This window comes from Salegentibacter maritimus, assembly GCF_016236915.1.
In the GTDB taxonomy this organism is placed as follows: domain Bacteria; phylum Bacteroidota; class Bacteroidia; order Flavobacteriales; family Flavobacteriaceae; genus Salegentibacter; species Salegentibacter maritimus.
In genome coordinates this window covers 1-18,102 of the sequence record NZ_JAEHOK010000019.1, presented here as the reverse complement: position 1 = coordinate 18,102, position 18,102 = coordinate 1, and the positions used below count along the sequence as shown (strand labels likewise).

General features: G+C 36.3%; 18 protein-coding genes. 14 read left to right on the top strand and 4 right to left on the bottom strand.

Annotated elements, in window-relative coordinates; translation table 11 throughout:
• Positions 1-5 precede the first annotated feature (5 nt).
• Genes ccoG through I6U49_RS17120 form a run of 4 tightly spaced genes read left to right on the top strand, consistent with a single transcriptional unit; the run spans position 6 to position 2,734 of the window.
• Positions 6-1,421: a cytochrome c oxidase accessory protein CcoG gene (gene ccoG, locus I6U49_RS13285; RefSeq protein ID WP_198629175.1), complete on the top strand. Its 1,416-nt coding sequence runs from the start codon at positions 6-8 to the stop codon at positions 1,419-1,421.
• A gap of 12 nt (positions 1,422-1,433) precedes the next feature.
• Positions 1,434-1,880 carry a FixH family protein gene (locus tag I6U49_RS13280; RefSeq protein ID WP_193709423.1) on the top strand — a complete coding sequence of 149 codons (447 nt, stop codon included), beginning with the start codon at positions 1,434-1,436 and terminating at the stop codon, positions 1,878-1,880.
• The gene (locus tag I6U49_RS13275; protein WP_198629174.1) at positions 1,881-2,582 is read left to right on the top strand and encodes a sulfite exporter TauE/SafE family protein; all 702 of its coding nucleotides are present in this window, start codon (positions 1,881-1,883) and stop codon (positions 2,580-2,582) included.
• 17 nt (positions 2,583-2,599) lie between these two features.
• Entirely contained in the window at positions 2,600-2,734 is a 135-nt protein-coding gene (locus I6U49_RS17120; RefSeq protein ID WP_262894739.1) for a hypothetical protein, read from the top strand.
• Between the two features lie 321 nt (positions 2,735-3,055).
• Here the strand turns inward: I6U49_RS17120 and hemN are convergent, their stop codons facing one another.
• Positions 3,056-4,411, bottom strand: coding sequence for an oxygen-independent coproporphyrinogen III oxidase (gene hemN / locus I6U49_RS13270; RefSeq protein ID WP_198629173.1), 1,356 nt, complete (start codon positions 4,409-4,411; stop codon positions 3,056-3,058).
• A gap of 291 nt (positions 4,412-4,702) precedes the next feature.
• On the opposite strand from hemN, the gene I6U49_RS13265 reads away from it, so the two are divergent.
• The 4 genes from I6U49_RS13265 (at position 4,703) to I6U49_RS13250 (ending at position 8,923) form a co-directional block, all read left to right on the top strand.
• Positions 4,703-5,533: a DUF1853 family protein gene (locus tag I6U49_RS13265; protein WP_198629172.1), complete on the top strand. Its 831-nt coding sequence runs from the start codon at positions 4,703-4,705 to the stop codon at positions 5,531-5,533.
• Positions 5,534-5,626: 93 nt separating this feature from the next.
• Positions 5,627-6,508 (top strand): cation diffusion facilitator family transporter, encoded by an 882-nt coding sequence (locus tag I6U49_RS13260; RefSeq protein WP_198629171.1) that lies wholly within the window; start codon positions 5,627-5,629, stop codon positions 6,506-6,508.
• Between the two features lie 101 nt (positions 6,509-6,609).
• Positions 6,610-7,767, top strand: a complete 1,158-nt coding sequence (locus I6U49_RS13255) for a baeRF7 domain-containing protein (RefSeq protein ID WP_198629170.1) — start codon at positions 6,610-6,612, stop codon at positions 7,765-7,767.
• 409 nt (positions 7,768-8,176) lie between these two features.
• A complete protein-coding gene (locus tag I6U49_RS13250) occupies positions 8,177-8,923 on the top strand; it encodes an NYN domain-containing protein (RefSeq protein WP_193709416.1) in 747 nt (248 codons plus the stop codon).
• Positions 8,924-9,291: 368 nt separating this feature from the next.
• On the opposite strand, the gene rocD is transcribed toward I6U49_RS13250, so the two are convergent.
• Positions 9,292-10,572 (bottom strand): ornithine--oxo-acid transaminase, encoded by a 1,281-nt coding sequence (gene rocD, locus I6U49_RS13245; RefSeq protein ID WP_198629169.1) that lies wholly within the window; start codon positions 10,570-10,572, stop codon positions 9,292-9,294.
• Positions 10,573-10,751: 179 nt separating this feature from the next.
• Here rocD and rlmD point away from each other — a divergent pair, with 179 nt between their 5' ends.
• The 3 genes from rlmD to I6U49_RS13230 are packed head-to-tail and all read left to right on the top strand — an operon-like array spanning position 10,752 to position 13,359.
• Positions 10,752-12,161 carry a 23S rRNA (uracil(1939)-C(5))-methyltransferase RlmD gene (rlmD, locus tag I6U49_RS13240; protein ID WP_198629203.1) on the top strand — a complete coding sequence of 470 codons (1,410 nt, stop codon included), beginning with the start codon at positions 10,752-10,754 and terminating at the stop codon, positions 12,159-12,161.
• Positions 12,162-12,689: a DUF6452 family protein gene (locus I6U49_RS13235; protein ID WP_198629168.1), complete on the top strand. Its 528-nt coding sequence runs from the start codon at positions 12,162-12,164 to the stop codon at positions 12,687-12,689. It begins immediately after the preceding gene.
• Positions 12,655-13,359: a DUF6048 family protein gene (locus I6U49_RS13230; RefSeq protein ID WP_198629167.1), complete on the top strand. Its 705-nt coding sequence runs from the start codon at positions 12,655-12,657 to the stop codon at positions 13,357-13,359. The genes I6U49_RS13235 and I6U49_RS13230 overlap by 35 nt, the downstream gene beginning before the upstream one ends.
• 198 nt (positions 13,360-13,557) lie before the next feature.
• Here I6U49_RS13230 and I6U49_RS13225 read toward each other — a convergent pair whose 3' ends face one another.
• Positions 13,558-13,758 (bottom strand): hypothetical protein, encoded by a 201-nt coding sequence (locus I6U49_RS13225; protein WP_198629166.1) that lies wholly within the window; start codon positions 13,756-13,758, stop codon positions 13,558-13,560.
• A 118-nt stretch (positions 13,759-13,876) separates the two neighbouring features.
• Entirely contained in the window at positions 13,877-15,034 is a 1,158-nt protein-coding gene (locus I6U49_RS13220) for a THUMP domain-containing class I SAM-dependent RNA methyltransferase (RefSeq protein ID WP_198629165.1), read from the bottom strand.
• Between the two features lie 126 nt (positions 15,035-15,160).
• Here I6U49_RS13220 and I6U49_RS13215 point away from each other — a divergent pair, with 126 nt between their 5' ends.
• From I6U49_RS13215 to xerA, 3 genes are all read left to right on the top strand, one after another.
• Complete coding sequence (locus I6U49_RS13215) at positions 15,161-15,829, top strand: ZIP family metal transporter (RefSeq protein ID WP_193709411.1); 669 nt, start codon at positions 15,161-15,163, stop codon at positions 15,827-15,829.
• 122 nt (positions 15,830-15,951) lie between these two features.
• Positions 15,952-16,377, top strand: a complete 426-nt coding sequence (locus I6U49_RS13210) for a DUF4268 domain-containing protein (RefSeq protein ID WP_198629164.1) — start codon at positions 15,952-15,954, stop codon at positions 16,375-16,377.
• Between the two features lie 67 nt (positions 16,378-16,444).
• Positions 16,445-17,623, top strand: coding sequence for a site-specific tyrosine recombinase/integron integrase (gene xerA, locus I6U49_RS13205; protein WP_198629163.1), 1,179 nt, complete (start codon positions 16,445-16,447; stop codon positions 17,621-17,623).
• Positions 17,624-18,102 lie beyond the last annotated feature (479 nt).

Below are 18,102 nucleotides of genomic sequence, written 5' to 3'. Positions count from 1 at the left end.
AGGTTTTGGATAATAAAGAAAAATTCAGGGATAAAATAGCCACGGCAGACGACGAGGGTAAAAGACTATGGGTTTTCCCTAAAAAACCATCAGGTAAGTTTTACGAGTATAGAAAATATGTAAGTTATGTATTGCTCATTTTTCTTTTCGCCGCTCCATTTGTAAAAATAAACGGCAATCAGTTTTTAATGTTCAATATCCTGGAAAGGCGTTTCAATATTTTTGGATTTCCTTTCTGGCCACAAGACTTTCATATTTTCGTAATAATGATGGTACTTGGAGTGGTTTTTATCATTCTTTTTACCGTCGCCTTTGGTAGGATTTTTTGCGGTTGGCTTTGTCCACAAACCATTTTTATGGAAATGGTATTTCGCAGGATTGAATACTGGATTGAAGGAGATCGCGGAAAACAAATACGTTTAGAAAAACAAAAATGGAATGCTGAAAAAATAAGAAAACGTGGCCTAAAATGGTTTATATTCTTTATAATTTCATTTCTAATAGCAAATGTTTTTTTAGCCTATTTAATGGGAAGTGACCGTCTTATACAATATGTAACCGATGGCCCATTTAACCATTTAAGCACTTTTATATCGCTATTAATATTTACTGCTGTTTTCTATTTTGTTTTTGCCTGGTTTAGAGAGCAGGTTTGCGTTATTGCCTGTCCCTACGGTAGGCTTCAAGGTGTATTGCTAGATAATAAATCTATAGTTGTTGCCTATGATCATAAACGCGGAGAAAAAGAAAAAGGCAGGGCAAAGTTTAAAAAGAACGAAGATAGGGCCGCCACCGGAAAAGGTGATTGCATAGACTGTTTTCAATGCGTACAGGTTTGTCCTACAGGAATAGATATTAGAAACGGTACCCAACTGGAGTGTATAAACTGCACTGCATGTATAGATGCCTGCGACGATATGATGGAGGCGGTAGATCTGCCTAAAGGCTTAATTAGATATGCCAGTGAAGAAAATATTGAAAAGAAGGCCAAATTTAAATTTACTGCAAGATTAAAAGGCTATAGCATAGTTTTGGGAATTCTAACCGCTGTCCTGGTGGGAATGTTATTTATTAGAAGTGAGGTCGAAGCCAGAATATTAAGGTTACCGGGACAGTTATATGAAAAAAAGGCCGATAATATTGTAAGCAATGTTTTCACCTATAAACTAGTGAATAAAACAACAGCCGATTTTGAGAATATCGAGTTTAAGTTATTATCGCACCAGGGGGAAATAAAACCGGTAAAACAATCAAATATTACAGTACCCGGACAGGAATTAACTGAAGGTACCTTGTTTATAGAAATTCACACTGCTGCTTTGGAAGATGAAAAGGAAAAATTAAAAATTGGTATTTACAGCGGTGATCGTTTAATAGAAACTACCAGCACTATGTTTATGGGACCTCGTAGTTTTAACTAAAAAAAGGAATTTATGAAATTTAATTGGGGAACAGGAATTGTTATTGGTATGGCACTTTTTATAAGTTTCATTATGTATTTAGTGATAAACATGCTTACTGATTCGAAGTTTGATCACGACCTGGTTACTGAAGAATATTATCAGGAAGAACTACATTATCAGGAGGAAATTGATGCCGAAACCAATGCTTTTTCGCTAGAAGAAAACATTAAGGACAGAAGGGTTAAAGGGGGGTGGCTTATAGAATTCCCTAAAAACCTGGAACTTTCAAAAATCTCAGGAAACCTTCATTTTTATCGACCGTCTAATCAAAAATTAGATTTTAATATACCTTTAAAACTAACATCTTATCAGATTTTTATTAAAGATGAGCAGTTAGTAGATGGCAGATGGAACATTAACATTCATTGGGAATACGAGAATACACCGTATTTATACAAAAACGAAATAGTTTATTAAATGTTAATCTCGGCACTAATATTTGGGCTTCTGGGAAGTTTTCATTGCGTAGGAATGTGTGGTCCTATAGCATTTTTATTGCCGGTAGATCATAAAAACAATGCTAAAAAGCTTGGGCAAATTTCCCTATATCATTTTGGCCGCCTAAGTTCGTATGCTATTATTGGGCTTTTATTCGGGTTACTTGGCAAAAGCTTTAGCCTTTTTGGGCTTCAGCAGCAACTTTCTATCCTGGTAGGAGCTTTAATGATTTTGGTGATCCTTCTCCCCTATAAAAAGTTTTCCAGGTATAATGGATCAAAACAAATTTTTAAAATTGTCTCAAAAATAAAAAGCAATCTTGGTAAACAATTAAAGCAAAAATCACCAGACACTTTTTATACCATTGGTTTTCTAAACGGCTTTCTCCCCTGCGGACTGGTATACATGGCGGTTTTTGGTGCTATGGCTTCGGGAACCGCTCTAGAAGGCAGCTTGTATATGGCTCTCTTTGGGCTTGGAACAATCCCGTTAATGACCACCGCCATCTATCTGGGGAATTTTATAAACCTCAATATTAGATCTAAAATTAGAAAAGCAGTTCCTGTTTTTGTAATTCTTATGGGGCTGCTGTTTATTCTTAGAGGAATGGGGCTTGGAATTCCTTACCTCTCCCCTATGGAAATAACTCCGGAAATTACTGCAACACAAAGTTGCCACTAACCAAAAACACACTGATTATGAAACTATTAAACACAATTGCATTGGTAAATTGGGAAATGGGAAGTTTCCTTATTGCTATTTTTGGCGTTGTTTGCGTCGGCCTAATTCTTATTGTTTTAAATATGATAAACGGCGGTAAAGACAAAAAGTAAAGTCACTTTTAATAAACCGGGTATTATACAAATTCTCTTGAATTAAAGCCTAAATCTCAGAGAACCGCTAATTATTGGGGTAAATATCGATTATGGAACAAAGCTTTTATTCAAAAATGAATTTTAAAAGATGATAACATTTAGTATTTACAACTAAAAAAATTATTCCTAACACAGTTTTTTTTTTAAATGAAAAGTCCGTTAAGAAATCTCATAACGGACTTTTTTCTGAAACCTCTAATATTTTACTACACCAAACTTATATTTAAATACCTCGCGGACTTGCCGCGAGGTATTACATTTCGGTTTTAACACTTAAATTTAAACCGTCATTGAAAAAAGTTGTGTATCAGGTTTTCTGGCCTGCATTTTTAAATCAAAAGCCATACAAAGGTTACGCACAAATGGTCTTCCTTTTTCCGGAATCGTTAATCCCTTATCAAAAAAGTTTACAAGTCCGTCGGCTTCCATTTCCCGCAATTTAGCAAGCACCTCAGGTAATTCTTCAAAATAATCATCAGAAGACACCCAATTGGTTTCCAAATGGCACATTAAATTTAGAATGTGCTTTCGTATTACCAAATCCTTCTCACTTAAAATATGACCGCGAAAAACAGGAATAATTCCTTCAGCAATAAGACTTTGATAAGCTTCTACCGATTTCTCATTTTGTGCAAAGCCATACCAACTATCACTTATGGCCGAGACGCCTAGACCAATCATGGAAGCTCCCGAAGATGTGGTATAACCCATAAAGTTTCTATGTAATTTTTTTTCTTGCAAAGCTTTGTAAAGAGAATCTGTTTTTAATGCAAAATGGTCCATCCCAATTTCTACATAACCGGCGTCTTCAAGCATTTGCTTGCCTATTTCATACATATCGCGCTTTACATCTGCAACTGGAAGGTCTGAATCTTTAAAGCCGCGTTGCCCATTTCCTTTTATCCAGGGTACATGTGCATAGCTATAAAAAGCAATACGATCTGGCATTAGCAATTTTGTTTTTTCTATGGTTTCAATAATATCTTTCTTGGTTTGGAAGGGTAAACCAAAAATAATATCGTGCCCCACAGAGGTGAAACCGGCCTCTCGTGACTCTTCTGTAGCCCTTTTTACATTTTCAAAAGGTTGAATTCTATGAATGGCTATTTGCACCTTTGCACTATAATCCTGTACCCCATAGCTTACACGTTTAAAGCCCAATTTTGAAAACATTTCTAAATGTGCTTTAGTTGTATTATTAGGGTGGCCTTCAAAACTTAATTCGGTATCACAATCCCGATTGGCTTTTCGGAAAATCATATTTAATAAGAACTTAAGATTTTCAGGAGCAAAAAAAGTGGGAGTTCCCCCGCCAAGGTGTACCTCTCTAATTGTGGGCTTTTCTCCAAGAATTTCCAGATAAAGGTCCCACTCTCGTAAAAGGGTTTCAATATAAGGAGACTCTACTTCGTGCTTTTTTGTAATTCGCTTGTTACAGCCGCAAAAAGTACATAAACTCTCACAAAAAGGTAAATGAATGTACAGGCTAACTTCTTTATTCTCGCTAAAACTACGCTTTAAACTCTCTTTCCAGGCAGTCATAGAAAAGCTATTGTCTTCCCAGTAAGGAACGGTAGGATAACTTGTGTACCTTGGTCCCGGCACATTATATTTACTTATTAGGTTCAACGACATAGACAATGTAATTTTTTACAAAAATATTTCAGTTACTTTTTAATTAATATGAGGGAGATCAGGTTCTTATAAATCTTATTCAAATAGTGTTATTTCAATGAAGTATACTCATAAATACTGAGCTTCATATCAATAAAGGTCTATATTACTAATAAGGACAAGAGATTTTTGGTTTTTTTAATAGTTTAAACTTACAGCGTCTGGCATATAAACCTTTTTAATTATTATTGGTTACAGCTTTAGTAAATGTCTATTTTCGATTGTTGAAAGCAGTTAATCTAAATTTTTATAATGCAAAATCGTATCGCAAAACAATTTGAAGGTTTCTTAAATACACCTCCTTTATGGGAAAAAGATTTTCAGGAAATACAACAGTTTCAATTACCCGAAGTAAATGCCCCTCAACAAAAACCTACAATAGCACAACTGCCTTCCCTTGCAGAAAATTTTGTGATGGGTAAACGTGTTGAGCGATTTTTTGAATGGATTATTCAGCAGAACCCAACTTACAATTTACTGGCCGGAAACATTCAGGTAAGTCGGGACAAAATCACCCTGGGGGAACTCGATTTTCTACTAAAAGAGCTTACCCAAAAGTATGTGTATCACATAGAAATGGTTTACAAATTCTATGTTTACGATCCTTCTTTTTCCATAGAAGCTGAGCGCTGGATTGGCCCAAACCGAAAAGACAGTCTTTTGCAAAAAATTAAAAAGCTAAAGGAAAAACAGTTTCCTTTACTATTTAGACCTGAAACAGAAAATCTTTTGGAAGGCCTAAATTTAAAATCAGAAGAAATTATTCAACAAACTTATTTTAAGGCAAATCTTTTTGTTCCCAGGGAATTTCAATTTAAACAACTTCCGGAAGTAAACAATAGCTGTATAACCGGTACCTGGTTGCATTTTAAAGATTTTAATACCTCTGCTTATCGAGATTTTAATTATTATGCGCCTAAAAAACAAGATTGGCCTATATTGCCAAAACACGGCACAACCTGGTTTAGCCATTCAGAAATAATAAAACAGATAGAAATAGTGCTTAGTAATAAAAAAGCACCATTATTATGGATAAAAAAACCGGGGAACAATTATGAGCGTTTGTTTGTAGTTTGGTGGTAAACATAAACGGCTTTCTAAACATTTTTAAAGTTCAATTATTCCGGGAAATCATATTATTACTTTTAAATTTACATTTCTAATAAAATGCTTTCTATGAACCAAAACACAAATGAAGCGATAAAAGCATCCTGGCTCAGCATTTTAGGAAATGCTGTACTGGCCGTCGCTAAATTTGTAACCGGAATATTTGGAAACTCCTATGCCCTTATTGCCGACGCCATAGAATCTACCACTGATGTATTCTCATCGTTTCTGGTTTTATTGGGGCTCAAATATTCCAGTAAACCACCCGATGAAAATCACCCCTATGGTCACGGAAAAGCTGAACCCCTTATGACTTTTGCCGTGGTAGGCTTTTTAATAGTTTCAGCAACTGTAATTGCTTACGAGAGCATTCAGCATATAAAAACTCCGCATAAAGTACCGGAACCCTATACGCTTATAGTACTGGGAGCAATTGTAATTATTAAAGAATATTTTTATAGAAAGGTCTCTAAAAAAGGAAACGAAACCAAAAGCACTTCTTTAAAGGCTGATGCCTGGCACCATCGTAGCGATGCAATTACTTCTTTAATGGCCTTTATAGGCATTTCTATAGCTCTTTTTATGGGAAAGGGTTATGAAACCGCAGACGATTGGGCGGCTCTATTTGCCTCTGGCTTTATTATTTATAACGCTTATCTTATTCTAAGGCCCGCCCTGGGAGAAATTATGGACGAACATATGTATGATGATATGATTGCCGATATTCGTAAAGTAAGTATTAAGGTGCCCGGAGTTTTAGATACTGAAAAATGCTATGTGCGTAAAACAGGAATGATTTACCATGTAGACCTTCATATTATTGTAAATGCACACATTAGTGTTAAAGAGGGACATGATATTGCCCACCGGGTAAAAAACGAACTTCTCACCCACCTTCCCGAAATTTTTGATGTTCTTATTCACGTAGAACCCAATGTGGAATATGAATAAAATTCTTTAAGAAAGATTTAGCGTTAAAGCGCTGCTAAATCCTATTGGGGTCCATTAAAATCAACTTATATTCATTAATAATTAACCAAAATAATGACATTATGAGTTTGATAAATGAAAAGGATTTGGAGCAATTAACCAACGTAAAAGACACTACCTGTGTCTCTATTTTTATTCCTACCCAACGTGCAGGCAAGGAAGTTTTGGAAGAAAAAAATAAAACACATCTAAAATCCCTATGGAAAGAAGTCGCTACAAAACTAAAAGAAAAAGCGGTACCGGAAAGTAAGATTGAAAAAATAGGAGAACCTATTAAAGCTTTACTCAATGAAAAATCTTTTTGGCGACACCAAAGCGACGGTCTGGCAATTTTTGCGGCAGAAGATTTCTTTGAAAAATATACACTTCCCGTAAATTTTGATGCGCATACTTATATTTCGGAAGAGTTTTATATAAAGCCATTGGTCCCCATGTTTAATGAAGACAGCCGCTTTTATGTGCTGGCACTTCAGTTGGAAGATGTAGCGCTTTATGAGGCAACAAGATATAGTATAGGTAAAGTGGTGGTAGATGATCTTGTTCCTTCCAAATTGGAAGAAAGGGTAGGTTTTGATTATAAACAGAAACACCTGGATTTTAAAACTCAAAATTCAGGCGGGGAAAACACCATTTTCCACGGGCATGGAGGTACTAGCGATGAAGTACGCAAAGAAGAAATCAACAAATATTTTAGAGCTATAGATAAAGGTCTGGAAACGGTGTTAAATAGTGAAAGCGTTTCATTGGTAGTGGCTACCCAAGATTATTTATTTCCTATTTACGAAAAAGTGAATACCTATAAGCATCTAATCAAAACAGTGATTCCGGGTAACCCATCAGATAGTGATATGCTCGGATTACACGAGAAAGCCGTACAGGTTTTAGAACCTGAACTGGAAAAGATCAAGAAGGAAAGAATTAAAAAATTTAATGAACTTAACAATACCGATACTACCGGAGCTTCAGTTACCGATATTCTTCCTGCAATTCAACAGGGAAAAGTAGACAGCCTGTTTCTGGAAAACCGAAGTGAAATTTGGGGGACCTATAATTCCGATAATATGAACGTTACTATTGATGACGCACAAAAAGAAGGAAATTATTCATTGATGAATTGGGGTGCCAGGGAAGTTCTAAAACAAGGTGGACATGTGTTTCTTATACCGGAAGCACAAATGCCAGATAAGAATTCAAAAATGAACGCACTTTATAGATTTTAATTAGTAAACTACCTCGGGGCAAGCCCACGAGGCATTCGTTGGAAACAAATTTTTAATTTCGAGGCAAGCCTCGGGGTATTATACCCTTTGGCGGTGCCAATTAAGTAAGAAGCTGTCTGAAAAGGTTTTAAAACCGTCATCTTGAATTTATTTCAGAGCCTGCCCCTATTCTTTATCGGGGATCTAACATGTTGGTAATTAAAACATGTTAGAAGCTGAAACAAGTTCAGTTTGACGAGAATAGACTTTTCAGACAGCCTCTTTTTGTATAAATTAAATCGGGGCAAGCCAGGTAGCAATTAAATGAAAATATTTTATTATTTCGAGACTAGCCTCGAAGTCCCGAAAACGATTGGAATAAACCTCGATTATCGAGTAAAACAAGTATATTTACCTCAAATAAAACTCTATGGAAACTAACCTCGCGGTACTAATTGATGGCGATAATATCCCTTCGGCCTATATAAAAGAAATGATGGAAGAAATTGCCAAATACGGCAATCCAACGATTAAGCGAATTTACGGTGACTGGACGAAACCCCATTTAGCAAAATGGAAAAATGTACTGCTAGAAAATGCTATTAATCCTATTCAACAATACGGCTATACTCAGGGAAAAAACGCAACAGATTCGGCCATGATCATTGATGCGATGGATATTTTATATTCAGATAAAGTAGATGGGTTCTGCCTGGTTTCCAGTGATAGCGATTTTACAAGGTTGGCAACAAGGCTGCGCGAAGCAGGCAAAAATGTGATTGGTATTGGCGAAAAGAAAACCCCTGAACCATTTATTGTAGCATGCGACAGATTCATTTATATTGAAATTTTAAAGAATACAGATAAAGAAGATAGCGATCAAAATAACGGTAAGGGTGGGAAAGCTTCCAAAAAGAAAAATGTTGACAAGATCACACCTAAGGTTATTCGGTTTATATCACAAACTATTTCAGACGTGGCCGATGAAGATGGCTGGGCTTTTTTGGGAGATGTTGGAAGTTTACTCCAGAAAAAGCAACCCAATTTTGATTCTCGTAATTACGGCTTTCAAAAACTAACCCCCATGATTCATTCTATAGACAAATTTGAAATTGAATCACGAACCAACCAAAACAGTAAGTTTAAACTTATTTACGTTAAAAATAAAGAGGCTTAAGGACTTAGCCCTTTGCAGCTCAAAATGCCGATAAGTAGCCATAAAAATTTCTATTATCGAATAAGAAACAATTGCATTAAAAAGTTCTAAAAGCCTTTTGTCATACTACGAGAGAAATTCGGGATAAAGCTTAAAAAGAGTTCATTTTCCAAAAGTTATCAGCTTTTACAAGCTATTTTAAAACATAAAAGAAGCTGTTTGAAAAGGTTTTAAAACCCTCATCCTGAATTTATTTCAGAGCCTGCCCCGATTCTTTATCGGGGATCTAACATGTTGGTAATTAAAAACATGTTAGAAGCTGAAACAAGTTCAGCTTGACGAGGATAGACTTTTCAAACAGCCTCTTTCTTTATGCATTTTAGAGAAAATTACTTTTCAAATTCCTTTAATGTAGAAATAATAATATCTACACAATCTTTAAGCTGTTCTTCGTTCATTACCAGTGGTGGCGCAAAACGAATTATATTACCGTGAGTTGGTTTAGCTAAAAGTCCGTTTTCTTTTAAAGCCATACAAATATCCCAGGCGGTAAAACTTTCTTCTGAGTCATTAATAACAATGGCATTTAATAGCCCACGACCTCTTACCAATTCTACAATATTAGAATCCTTAATATAGTCGTTCATTAATCTTCTAAAAAGATTTCCAAGTTTACGGGCATTAAGGGCCAGTTTTTCATCTCGCACAACATCTAAAGCGGCAACGGCTGTAGCAGCAGCTACAGGGTTTCCTCCAAAAGTAGAGCCGTGTTGACCGGGCTGAATTACATTCATTACCTCATCATCGGCCAGTACTGCAGATACCGGGTAGTTACCTCCGGAAAGTGCTTTTCCTAATATCAAAATATCTGGTCTTGTATAGGTTTCCTGTCGCTCACAGTGGCCTTCGCAGGTACAATTTCCACAAACGGCCAGTAAAGAACCTGTTCTGGCAATACCCGTTTGGATTTCATCGGCCATAAAAAGGACATTGTGCTTGTTACAAATTTCTTTGGCTTTTTTCATATAATCATCTGCCGGGGTATAAACTCCTGCTTCCCCTTGAATGGGTTCTACTAAAAATCCGGCAATATTATCATTATCTGTGATGGCTCTTTCCAGTGCATCAGGATCGTCATAAGCTACTTTAATAAACCCGGGGGTATATGGCCCAAAATTTTTACGGGCGCCTTCATCGTTCGAAAAAGAAATTATGGTGGTGGTTCTTCCGTGGAAATTATTTTCACAAACAATAATTTGTGCATCTGTTTCTTTTACCCCTTTCTTTTCATAGGCCCATTTTCTGGCAATTTTTATAGCGGTTTCAACAGCTTCTGCCCCTGTATTCATGGGCAAAAGTTTATCGAATTTAAAATAATCGGTGGCATATTTCTCATAAGCACCAAGCACATCGTTATGGAAAGCCCGGGAAGTAAGTGCTAATTTCGAGGCTTGCTCATACATAGCATTTACAATTTTAGGATGACAATGGCCCTGGTTTACCGCGGAATACGCAGAAAGGAAATCGTAATATTTTTTTCCTTCTACGTCCCAAACATGAACTCCTTCCCCTTTGCTTAAAACAGCAGGAAGCGGATGGTAATTATGGGCGCCATGTTTATCTTCCAGGTTAATAGCTTCTTCTGAGGATTTAATTTCTGTTAATGGCATTCATTTAATTTTTAACTGTTAATTTTCACAATTCCTTCTTTTGCTCCCAATTATTTAAAAACTCAGGCAGCAAGGGAGAGAAATCATCCAAAATTCAAGTTTTGGCAAATTACTAAATGTTTGCCGAAATTTTAAGCAACTCAGGGAATAAATCTTTACAATTATCTTATTTTTGCGCTATGGGAAGAAGGAATAAAAACAAGGTATTTGAGGCCGTTGAAGTTACCGGTGCCGGTGGAAAAGGAAAAGGAATCGGGAACTCTCCAGATGGCCGAATAATCTTTATAGATAATGTAGTACCCGGCGATATAGCCGATATTAAAACTACAAAAAAAAGAAAATCATACTACCAGGGAACAGCTGTAAATTTTCATCAATATTCAGATAAACGTACAGAACCTGTTTGCCAGCACTTTGGAACTTGTGGAGGCTGTAAATGGCAAAATATGGAGTATAAATATCAACTGGAATATAAGCAGAACGAAGTTTTAAATAATCTTATTCGTGTTGGGAAAGTTAACCTACCTGAAGTTACTCCCATTTTAGGAAGTAAGGAAATCTATTTCTACCGTAATAAAATGGAGTTTTCTTTTAGCGATAGCCGCTGGTTAACCCCCGAGGAGATAAACAGCGGACAGGATTTTGACAATAAGAATGCCCTGGGATTTCATATTCCAGGAATGTGGGATAAAATCCTGGATATCAAAAAATGCCATCTACAGGAAGATCCCAGTAATGCTGTTAGAAACTTTGTAAAAGAATTCGCAACCGATAATAAGCTTAGTTTCTTTAATGCCCGTAAACAGGAAGGCCTCTTAAGAACTTTAATGATTAGGACCTCCTCTACCGGTGAGCTTATGGTTTTAATCCAGTTTTTTTATGAAGACAGGGAAAAGCGTGAATTACTATTAGAGGCGGTATCAGAAATGTTTCCCGAGGTCAAATCGCTTCAGTACGTGATCAATGAAAAAGGCAACGATACTATTTACGACCAGGAAGTAATTTGCTATAAAGGCCGCGATCATATTTTTGAGCAAATGGAAGGACTTCAGTTTAAAATAAACGCCAAGTCTTTTTACCAAACCAATTCGGCGCAGGCCTACGAACTTTATAAAATAACCCGCGATTTCGCTAATTTACAGGGAGACGAAATTGTTTATGACCTCTATACCGGAACAGGAACCATTGCACAATTTGTGGCGAAAAAGGCAAAGAAGGTAGTGGGTGTTGAAGTGGTACCTGAAGCTATTATAGACGCTAAAGAAAATGCGGAACGAAACCAGATTAACAACGCCGAGTTTTTTGTAGGCGATATGAAAAAGGTTTTTTCTGAATCTTTCATCAATACACATGGCCAGCCCGATGTTATTATTACCGACCCTCCCCGGGACGGCATGCATAAAGATGTAGTTGCTCAAATAATTGGTATATTGCCAGAGCGTATTGTTTATGTGAGTTGTAATTCGGCTACCCAGGCGCGAGACCTCTCTTTGCTAGACGAATATTACAAAGTAACTAAAGTACAGCCGGTAGATATGTTTCCGCAAACACATCACGTAGAAAATGTTGTTTGTTTAGAAAGAAAATAAATGAATACAAAATATCTTAAAAACCTCTTTTTAATCGGTGGATTGCTAATGCTTTTTTCAAGCTGCCAAAGAGACGATATTTGCGCTGAAGCAACGCAAACCACCCCAATGATGGTCATGCGGTTTTATGATGCAAGTGATCGTGATGAACCTGCCAGGCCCACCAATTTAAGCATCAGGTCTATTGTACACGACTCTGTTAAGACCCTGTACAGACGAATAAATCAGAATAGTATTGTAATTCCTTTAAGGACAAACCAAAACGCCACTACCTATTCTTTCACTATTTTTGATTCGGATAACGAAGAAGAGGAAGATGATGAATTTACGCCAAATACCGACACCTTAACATTTACTTACGGCACCGAAGAGGTATATATAAACCGCGCCTGTGCTTATAAAGTAATTTATAATAGTTTAAAGCTAACCATTGAAGGCGGTGAAGAGGGACAATGGATTGATTCTTATATTATTGAAGAACCCAACATTGAAGATGAAACACAAGCACATATTAGTATATTTTATTAGTCTTTCCTTTCTGTTTTTGGCTTCTCCCCTATTTAGCCAGGAAACAACAGTACAGGATAGCCTTGCCAAGCGCGAAAAATTTGGATTACGCGTGGGCACAGATCTTAGTAAACTGGCAAGAACGGCTTTTCAGGAAGATTATTCAGGTTTTGAAATTCTTGGAGATTACAGGGTTTATAAAAATTACTATGCTGCAGCCGAATTGGGTAATGAGAGTATAGGTTACGAAGAAGACAATATTCGACTAACTTCCCGAGGAAGTTATATAAAACTGGGAGCCGATTACAATGCTTACGAAAACTGGACCGGAATGCAGAATCTTATTTTTGTAGGTGCGCGCTATGGTTTTGCCACTTTTACCCAGGAAGTTGAAGAATACCAAATCTACACCACTAATCCTTTTTTTGAACCTGATATTAGAACCGATAATATTGAATATTCCGGTCTAACCGCTAGCTGGATAGAGTTAATTGCAGGGATTAAGGTTGAAGTATTGAATAATTTATACCTCTCGGTTAATGTTCAATTAAAGCGCAGGTTGTTTCAGTCTGCCCCAAATAATTTTGATAACCTGGCTATACCCGGTTTTAACCGTACTTACGACGATAGTAATATTGGAGTTGGTTATGGATACACTATTAGTTATCTAATTCCTTTTTATAAGAAATAGGGGAATTGAAAATTAAACTGCATTAACTGGTTTTAAACTTGAATCGACAGATCGAAAACCAACGACAGATTGCCGCGTTGCTGCGCTCCTCGCAAAGACGGGGCGAGATTGCCGGGCTCCGGTGTCGATATCATTAACGTTATTTACTAAATATCTAAATAACAGCAACTTAACAAAAGACTTTAAGCATCCTAACTTTCATTTTCTTTGCTCGCCCAAAGAAAACGAAAAAAAAGAAAAGGCGCTTTTTCCAAGGTATTTTTCAGCAAAGCTGAAAACCAGTTTTGTTTTGCTAAAATCTTTCCAAGGCTTCAAGATTTTTTCACGCAAAACAAAACTTATACTGCGGAAAAAGATTCCAAAGCGCTGCTTTGAAACGTCAATACCAGCGTTTTTCAAATTTTGTATTGGGTCTCGCAATGACAATTCCTTTTGAAACAAAGTCATTGCGAAGGAGGTACAACCGAAGCAATCTCCCCATCAAAGCAACGAATCAACCACTCCCGATTCCCGAATCCTATTCCTGGAACTTTGCTTTTTTTGATCCCTGGTAGATCTGATATTTTACCAATTTCGATTCTAAAGCTCCATTATAAAGTTTTATTTTTCGGGAAGGCCTTAGGCCAACGTGTTTTATTGCTTCAAGATTAGAAGTTATAAACCAGGCATCAGTCCCCGGGTAAGATTGCTTTAAGGTATCTCCTATTTCTTTATAAAATTTTGGCATATCTATTTCCAATCGTTCTCCATAAGGCGGATTAAACAACATATGCAAATGCCGCTCACCTTCCTTTTGTGAAGCAAAGAAATCCTGTCTTTCTACTTTTATAAATTCAGATAGATTTGCATTTTCAATATTATCTATGGCTTTATGTACTGCCGATGGCGAAGTATCGTAACCTTTGATATTAAAATGAAATTCCCGCATCTTTTTTAATACCGAAGCTTCTATTTTTTCAAATAAATCTTCATCCCAATCTTTCCAACGTTCAAACGCAAATTCCTTTCGGTTTAAATTAGGAGGAATATTACAGGCAATCATAGCGGCTTCAATTAAAATAGTACCACTACCGCACATAGGATCCATAAAATCAGATTGCCCATCCCAACCGGAAAGCAATAACAGGCCGGCAGCTAAAACTTCGTTTATAGGGGCAATATTGGTAGCCGATTTATATCCCCGTTTATGAAGCGACTGCCCAGAGGAATCAAAAGAAACATTACAAAAATTCTTTTCAATATGAATATTAAGCCGCAAAGTTGGGAAATCCAGGTCTACATTGGGTCTCCTGCCAAACTTATCGCGAAAACGATCTACAATAGCATCTTTTGTTTTAAGGGAAATATATTTAGAATGTGTAAACGTATCGGAATGTACCGTAGCGTCTATTGCCAGGCTATCGTCTACGTCCATAAAATCCTCCCAGGGCAACTCATAGATTTGCTTATAAAGATCTTCTTCAGAATATATTTTAAAACTCCGGTAAGGTTTCAGGATTTTTATAGCAGTTCGAAGGCAAAGATTGGCTTTATACATAAACCCGATATCTCCCACAAAACTTACATTTCTGGTTCCTTCTTTTATATCCATCGCGCCAAGAGCCAGAAGTTCTTTAGCCAAAACCGGCTCAAAACCATACATGGTCTTGGCGATCATTTTAAAATTATTTTCCATATTGGTTTTTTACAGTCCACAAAAATAGGGTAATTTTGCTGAATAATAGTATTGCCGGCTTTGGATACTGAAATATTCTAAAAGCTTTTACGACTTAGGTTTTCTAATAATATTTTTACGTAATTAATGATCTATATTTTACCCCTTGTTTCTGTTCTTGCCGGATACCTTATTGCTACTTTCTTAAATCCCTCCTCTTCTACGGGGTTTAAATTACTACTTAGTTTTAGTGGTGCCTATTTATTGGCCGTTACTGTTTTTGAATTGTTACCCGAGGTTTATTTAAACGGCACAAACGAAGTGGGAATCTTTATCATGCTGGGGCTACTATTACAAATTATCCTGGAATTTGTATCAAAAGGGGTAGAACACGGGCACTTACACCACCAGGAGTCTATGAATAAATTCCCAATACTGCTTTTAATAAGTTTAAGCATTCATGCCTTTTTAGAAGGCTTCCCTATGGATGAAGGCGACCATATACTACACGGCGTTGTAATACACAAAATCCCGGTGGCCACAATACTTTCGGTTTTCCTGATTCATTCTAACTTAAGCAAGATAAAAGTTGGTGTATTCCTGGCAATTTTTGCTTTAATGACACCTTTAGGAAGCTTTTTTAAATCTGAATTTAGTGTATTTAAGGACCTTTCAGTTTACATTAATGCCCTGGTAATTGGTATTTTTTTACACGTTTCTACCACCATTCTATTTGAAGCCTCCAAAAACCATAAATTCAATATTTCTAAACTTGCGGTAATTGTTGGTGGTATTTTACTGGCTTATTTTATCTAATACCAAATTAACAATGTAATGCCGCATTCAAAGTCGTTTATTTTACGCTCTATTTCCTTGCTCATAGAACAAAAAAGCAACTTTGCTTTCTATGCGACTGTACAAAATTAAATTGGTATACTATGTTTAGCAAAGCTGAAAGTAAAAAATTAAGGCAACAGTTCTGGACCAGTTTTGGTATTGTTTTCCGAAGAAAATGGGTACTTTATAATACCGGCATAAAAGAACTTCAGCTAAAATTTACTTTTAACCGAAAATTTGCCCAGGTTTCTATAGATGTTTTGGATGAAGACCCGCTAATTAGAGCCTATTATTTCGAAAAGCTGCTCTCCTTAAAAAACATTCTACTTTCTGAATATTTACCTGAAGCAATTTTTGACGAAGCCTATGAACTTCCTGAAGGAAAAATAATTTCCCGGGTATATGTGCAACTAGATAATGTTAGCATACATAACCGAAATCAATGGCCTGAAGCCATGAAGTTCTTAAATGATAACATGGAGAAAATGGAGGACTTTTTTATGGAATATAAAGACCTTTTTCGCTAAGTTTTCTTCGTAATTTTCAGGGTTTTCACCCAACTAATTTAGTTTCTTATTTGTTTAAAATAGACTTATGAGAACTATTAGGCTTTTTCCGTTTCACCATCGAGACGAACTACAAATTGGAATCACTTACAAATTTGATTTTGAGCTCAATGAGTTCATTAAAAATATGGCAGGCATGCGCTGGTCCCGCACCTATTCTTGCTTTTATTTACCATATTCGGTCAACAATAAAAAACGTATTTATTATAATTTAAAAAAAATAGGGTCTATTATAGATTATTCGGCCTTAAAAAATCTTAAAGTAACGGCAATAGCAGCTCCTAAGGAAAAGAGTTCAAATTTAAATGCCCAACAATTGGATATCCTGGAGGAATTTAAGAATTATTTGCTGGGACAGCGATTAAGCAAAAGTACCTTAAAAACCTACAACACCTTTGTACAACGGTTTCTAGAATTTCAAAAAGACAATTTAGATACCATTACCAATCGTAGCATTGAGCTTTTTATTGAAAAAGAAATTGCCGGGAAAAATTACGCTATTAGTACACACCGGCAATGTGTAAGTGCTTTAAAGCATTTTGCCACCTTACATCGTTTTCCCGAATTAGAAGCTGAGCAAATTTGGAGTCCTAGAAAAAGCAAATATTTACCGGTAGTGCTTTCTAAAGAAGAAGTGATAGACCTTTTAAGAGCCACAAGAAATTTAAAGCACCGGGCAGTTTTTGCCTTGTTATATTCTTCGGGGCTTAGAGTTGGGGAATCTATTAACCTACAGCAAAAAGATATAGATATAGACCGTAGACAAATTACCATACGTTCAGGAAAAGGCCGAAAAGACCGGGTAGTAATTATGGCCGAAAGTTTTATTCCGCTACTTTTAAACTACCTGGGCACCTACCGGCCCCGAACTTATTTTGTAGAGAGTCCGCAAGGCGGTCCTTACAGTTCTTCGAGTATAAGAGCGGCTTTGCATCATGCTTGCAAATTGGCTCATATTAAGAAAAGGGTAACGCCACATACTTTACGGCATTCGTTTGCCACCCATATGTTAGAAAATGGAATAGATTTACGGCATATACAGAGTTTACTAGGACATTCTAAACCAGAAACCACTATGATTTATACGCATGTTACCCAGAAAGACCTGATGAAGATTAAGAGTCCGTTAGATGTGAGTTTAAAAGCCATATCAAATTCTGATAAAAGTGATGAAAACCTGCGTTTATCCCGAAATATTTCTGATTAAATAAGTATATTGTGAAGGATATAACGAGTTGTATGCAATAATCACGAATAACAGGAAATTAAAAAGATTTTTATGCAGGAGAAGAAAAAGGAAACTTTAGATAGTTTCAAACAGAAAATAAAGATTTCTGTTCTAAACTTTTGCGATTGGCATCGTTGATAGTGGCACTATCATAACGTTGACACGTTAAAAAGTTTAATAAAGTTAGTAGAAAAAGACCACATTTTTTATGGGGGTTTTTCTGCTAATTTTCAAGCTATCTAAAGTTGGTTGAATCCTGCGGTTTTTTTTAGCAACTCACCTTATCGGATGATAAAATGAATAACTAAAAAAATAAAAAGCTTTTTAAAATTCTCTATCTCCAATTCGTGATGACTACGTAATTGAGATAAATTCATTATAATCAATAAATTTATACTAAATTACTGCACACAACGTCGTATAAACGCAATTAAAACGTGCGTTTATACCTATACGTT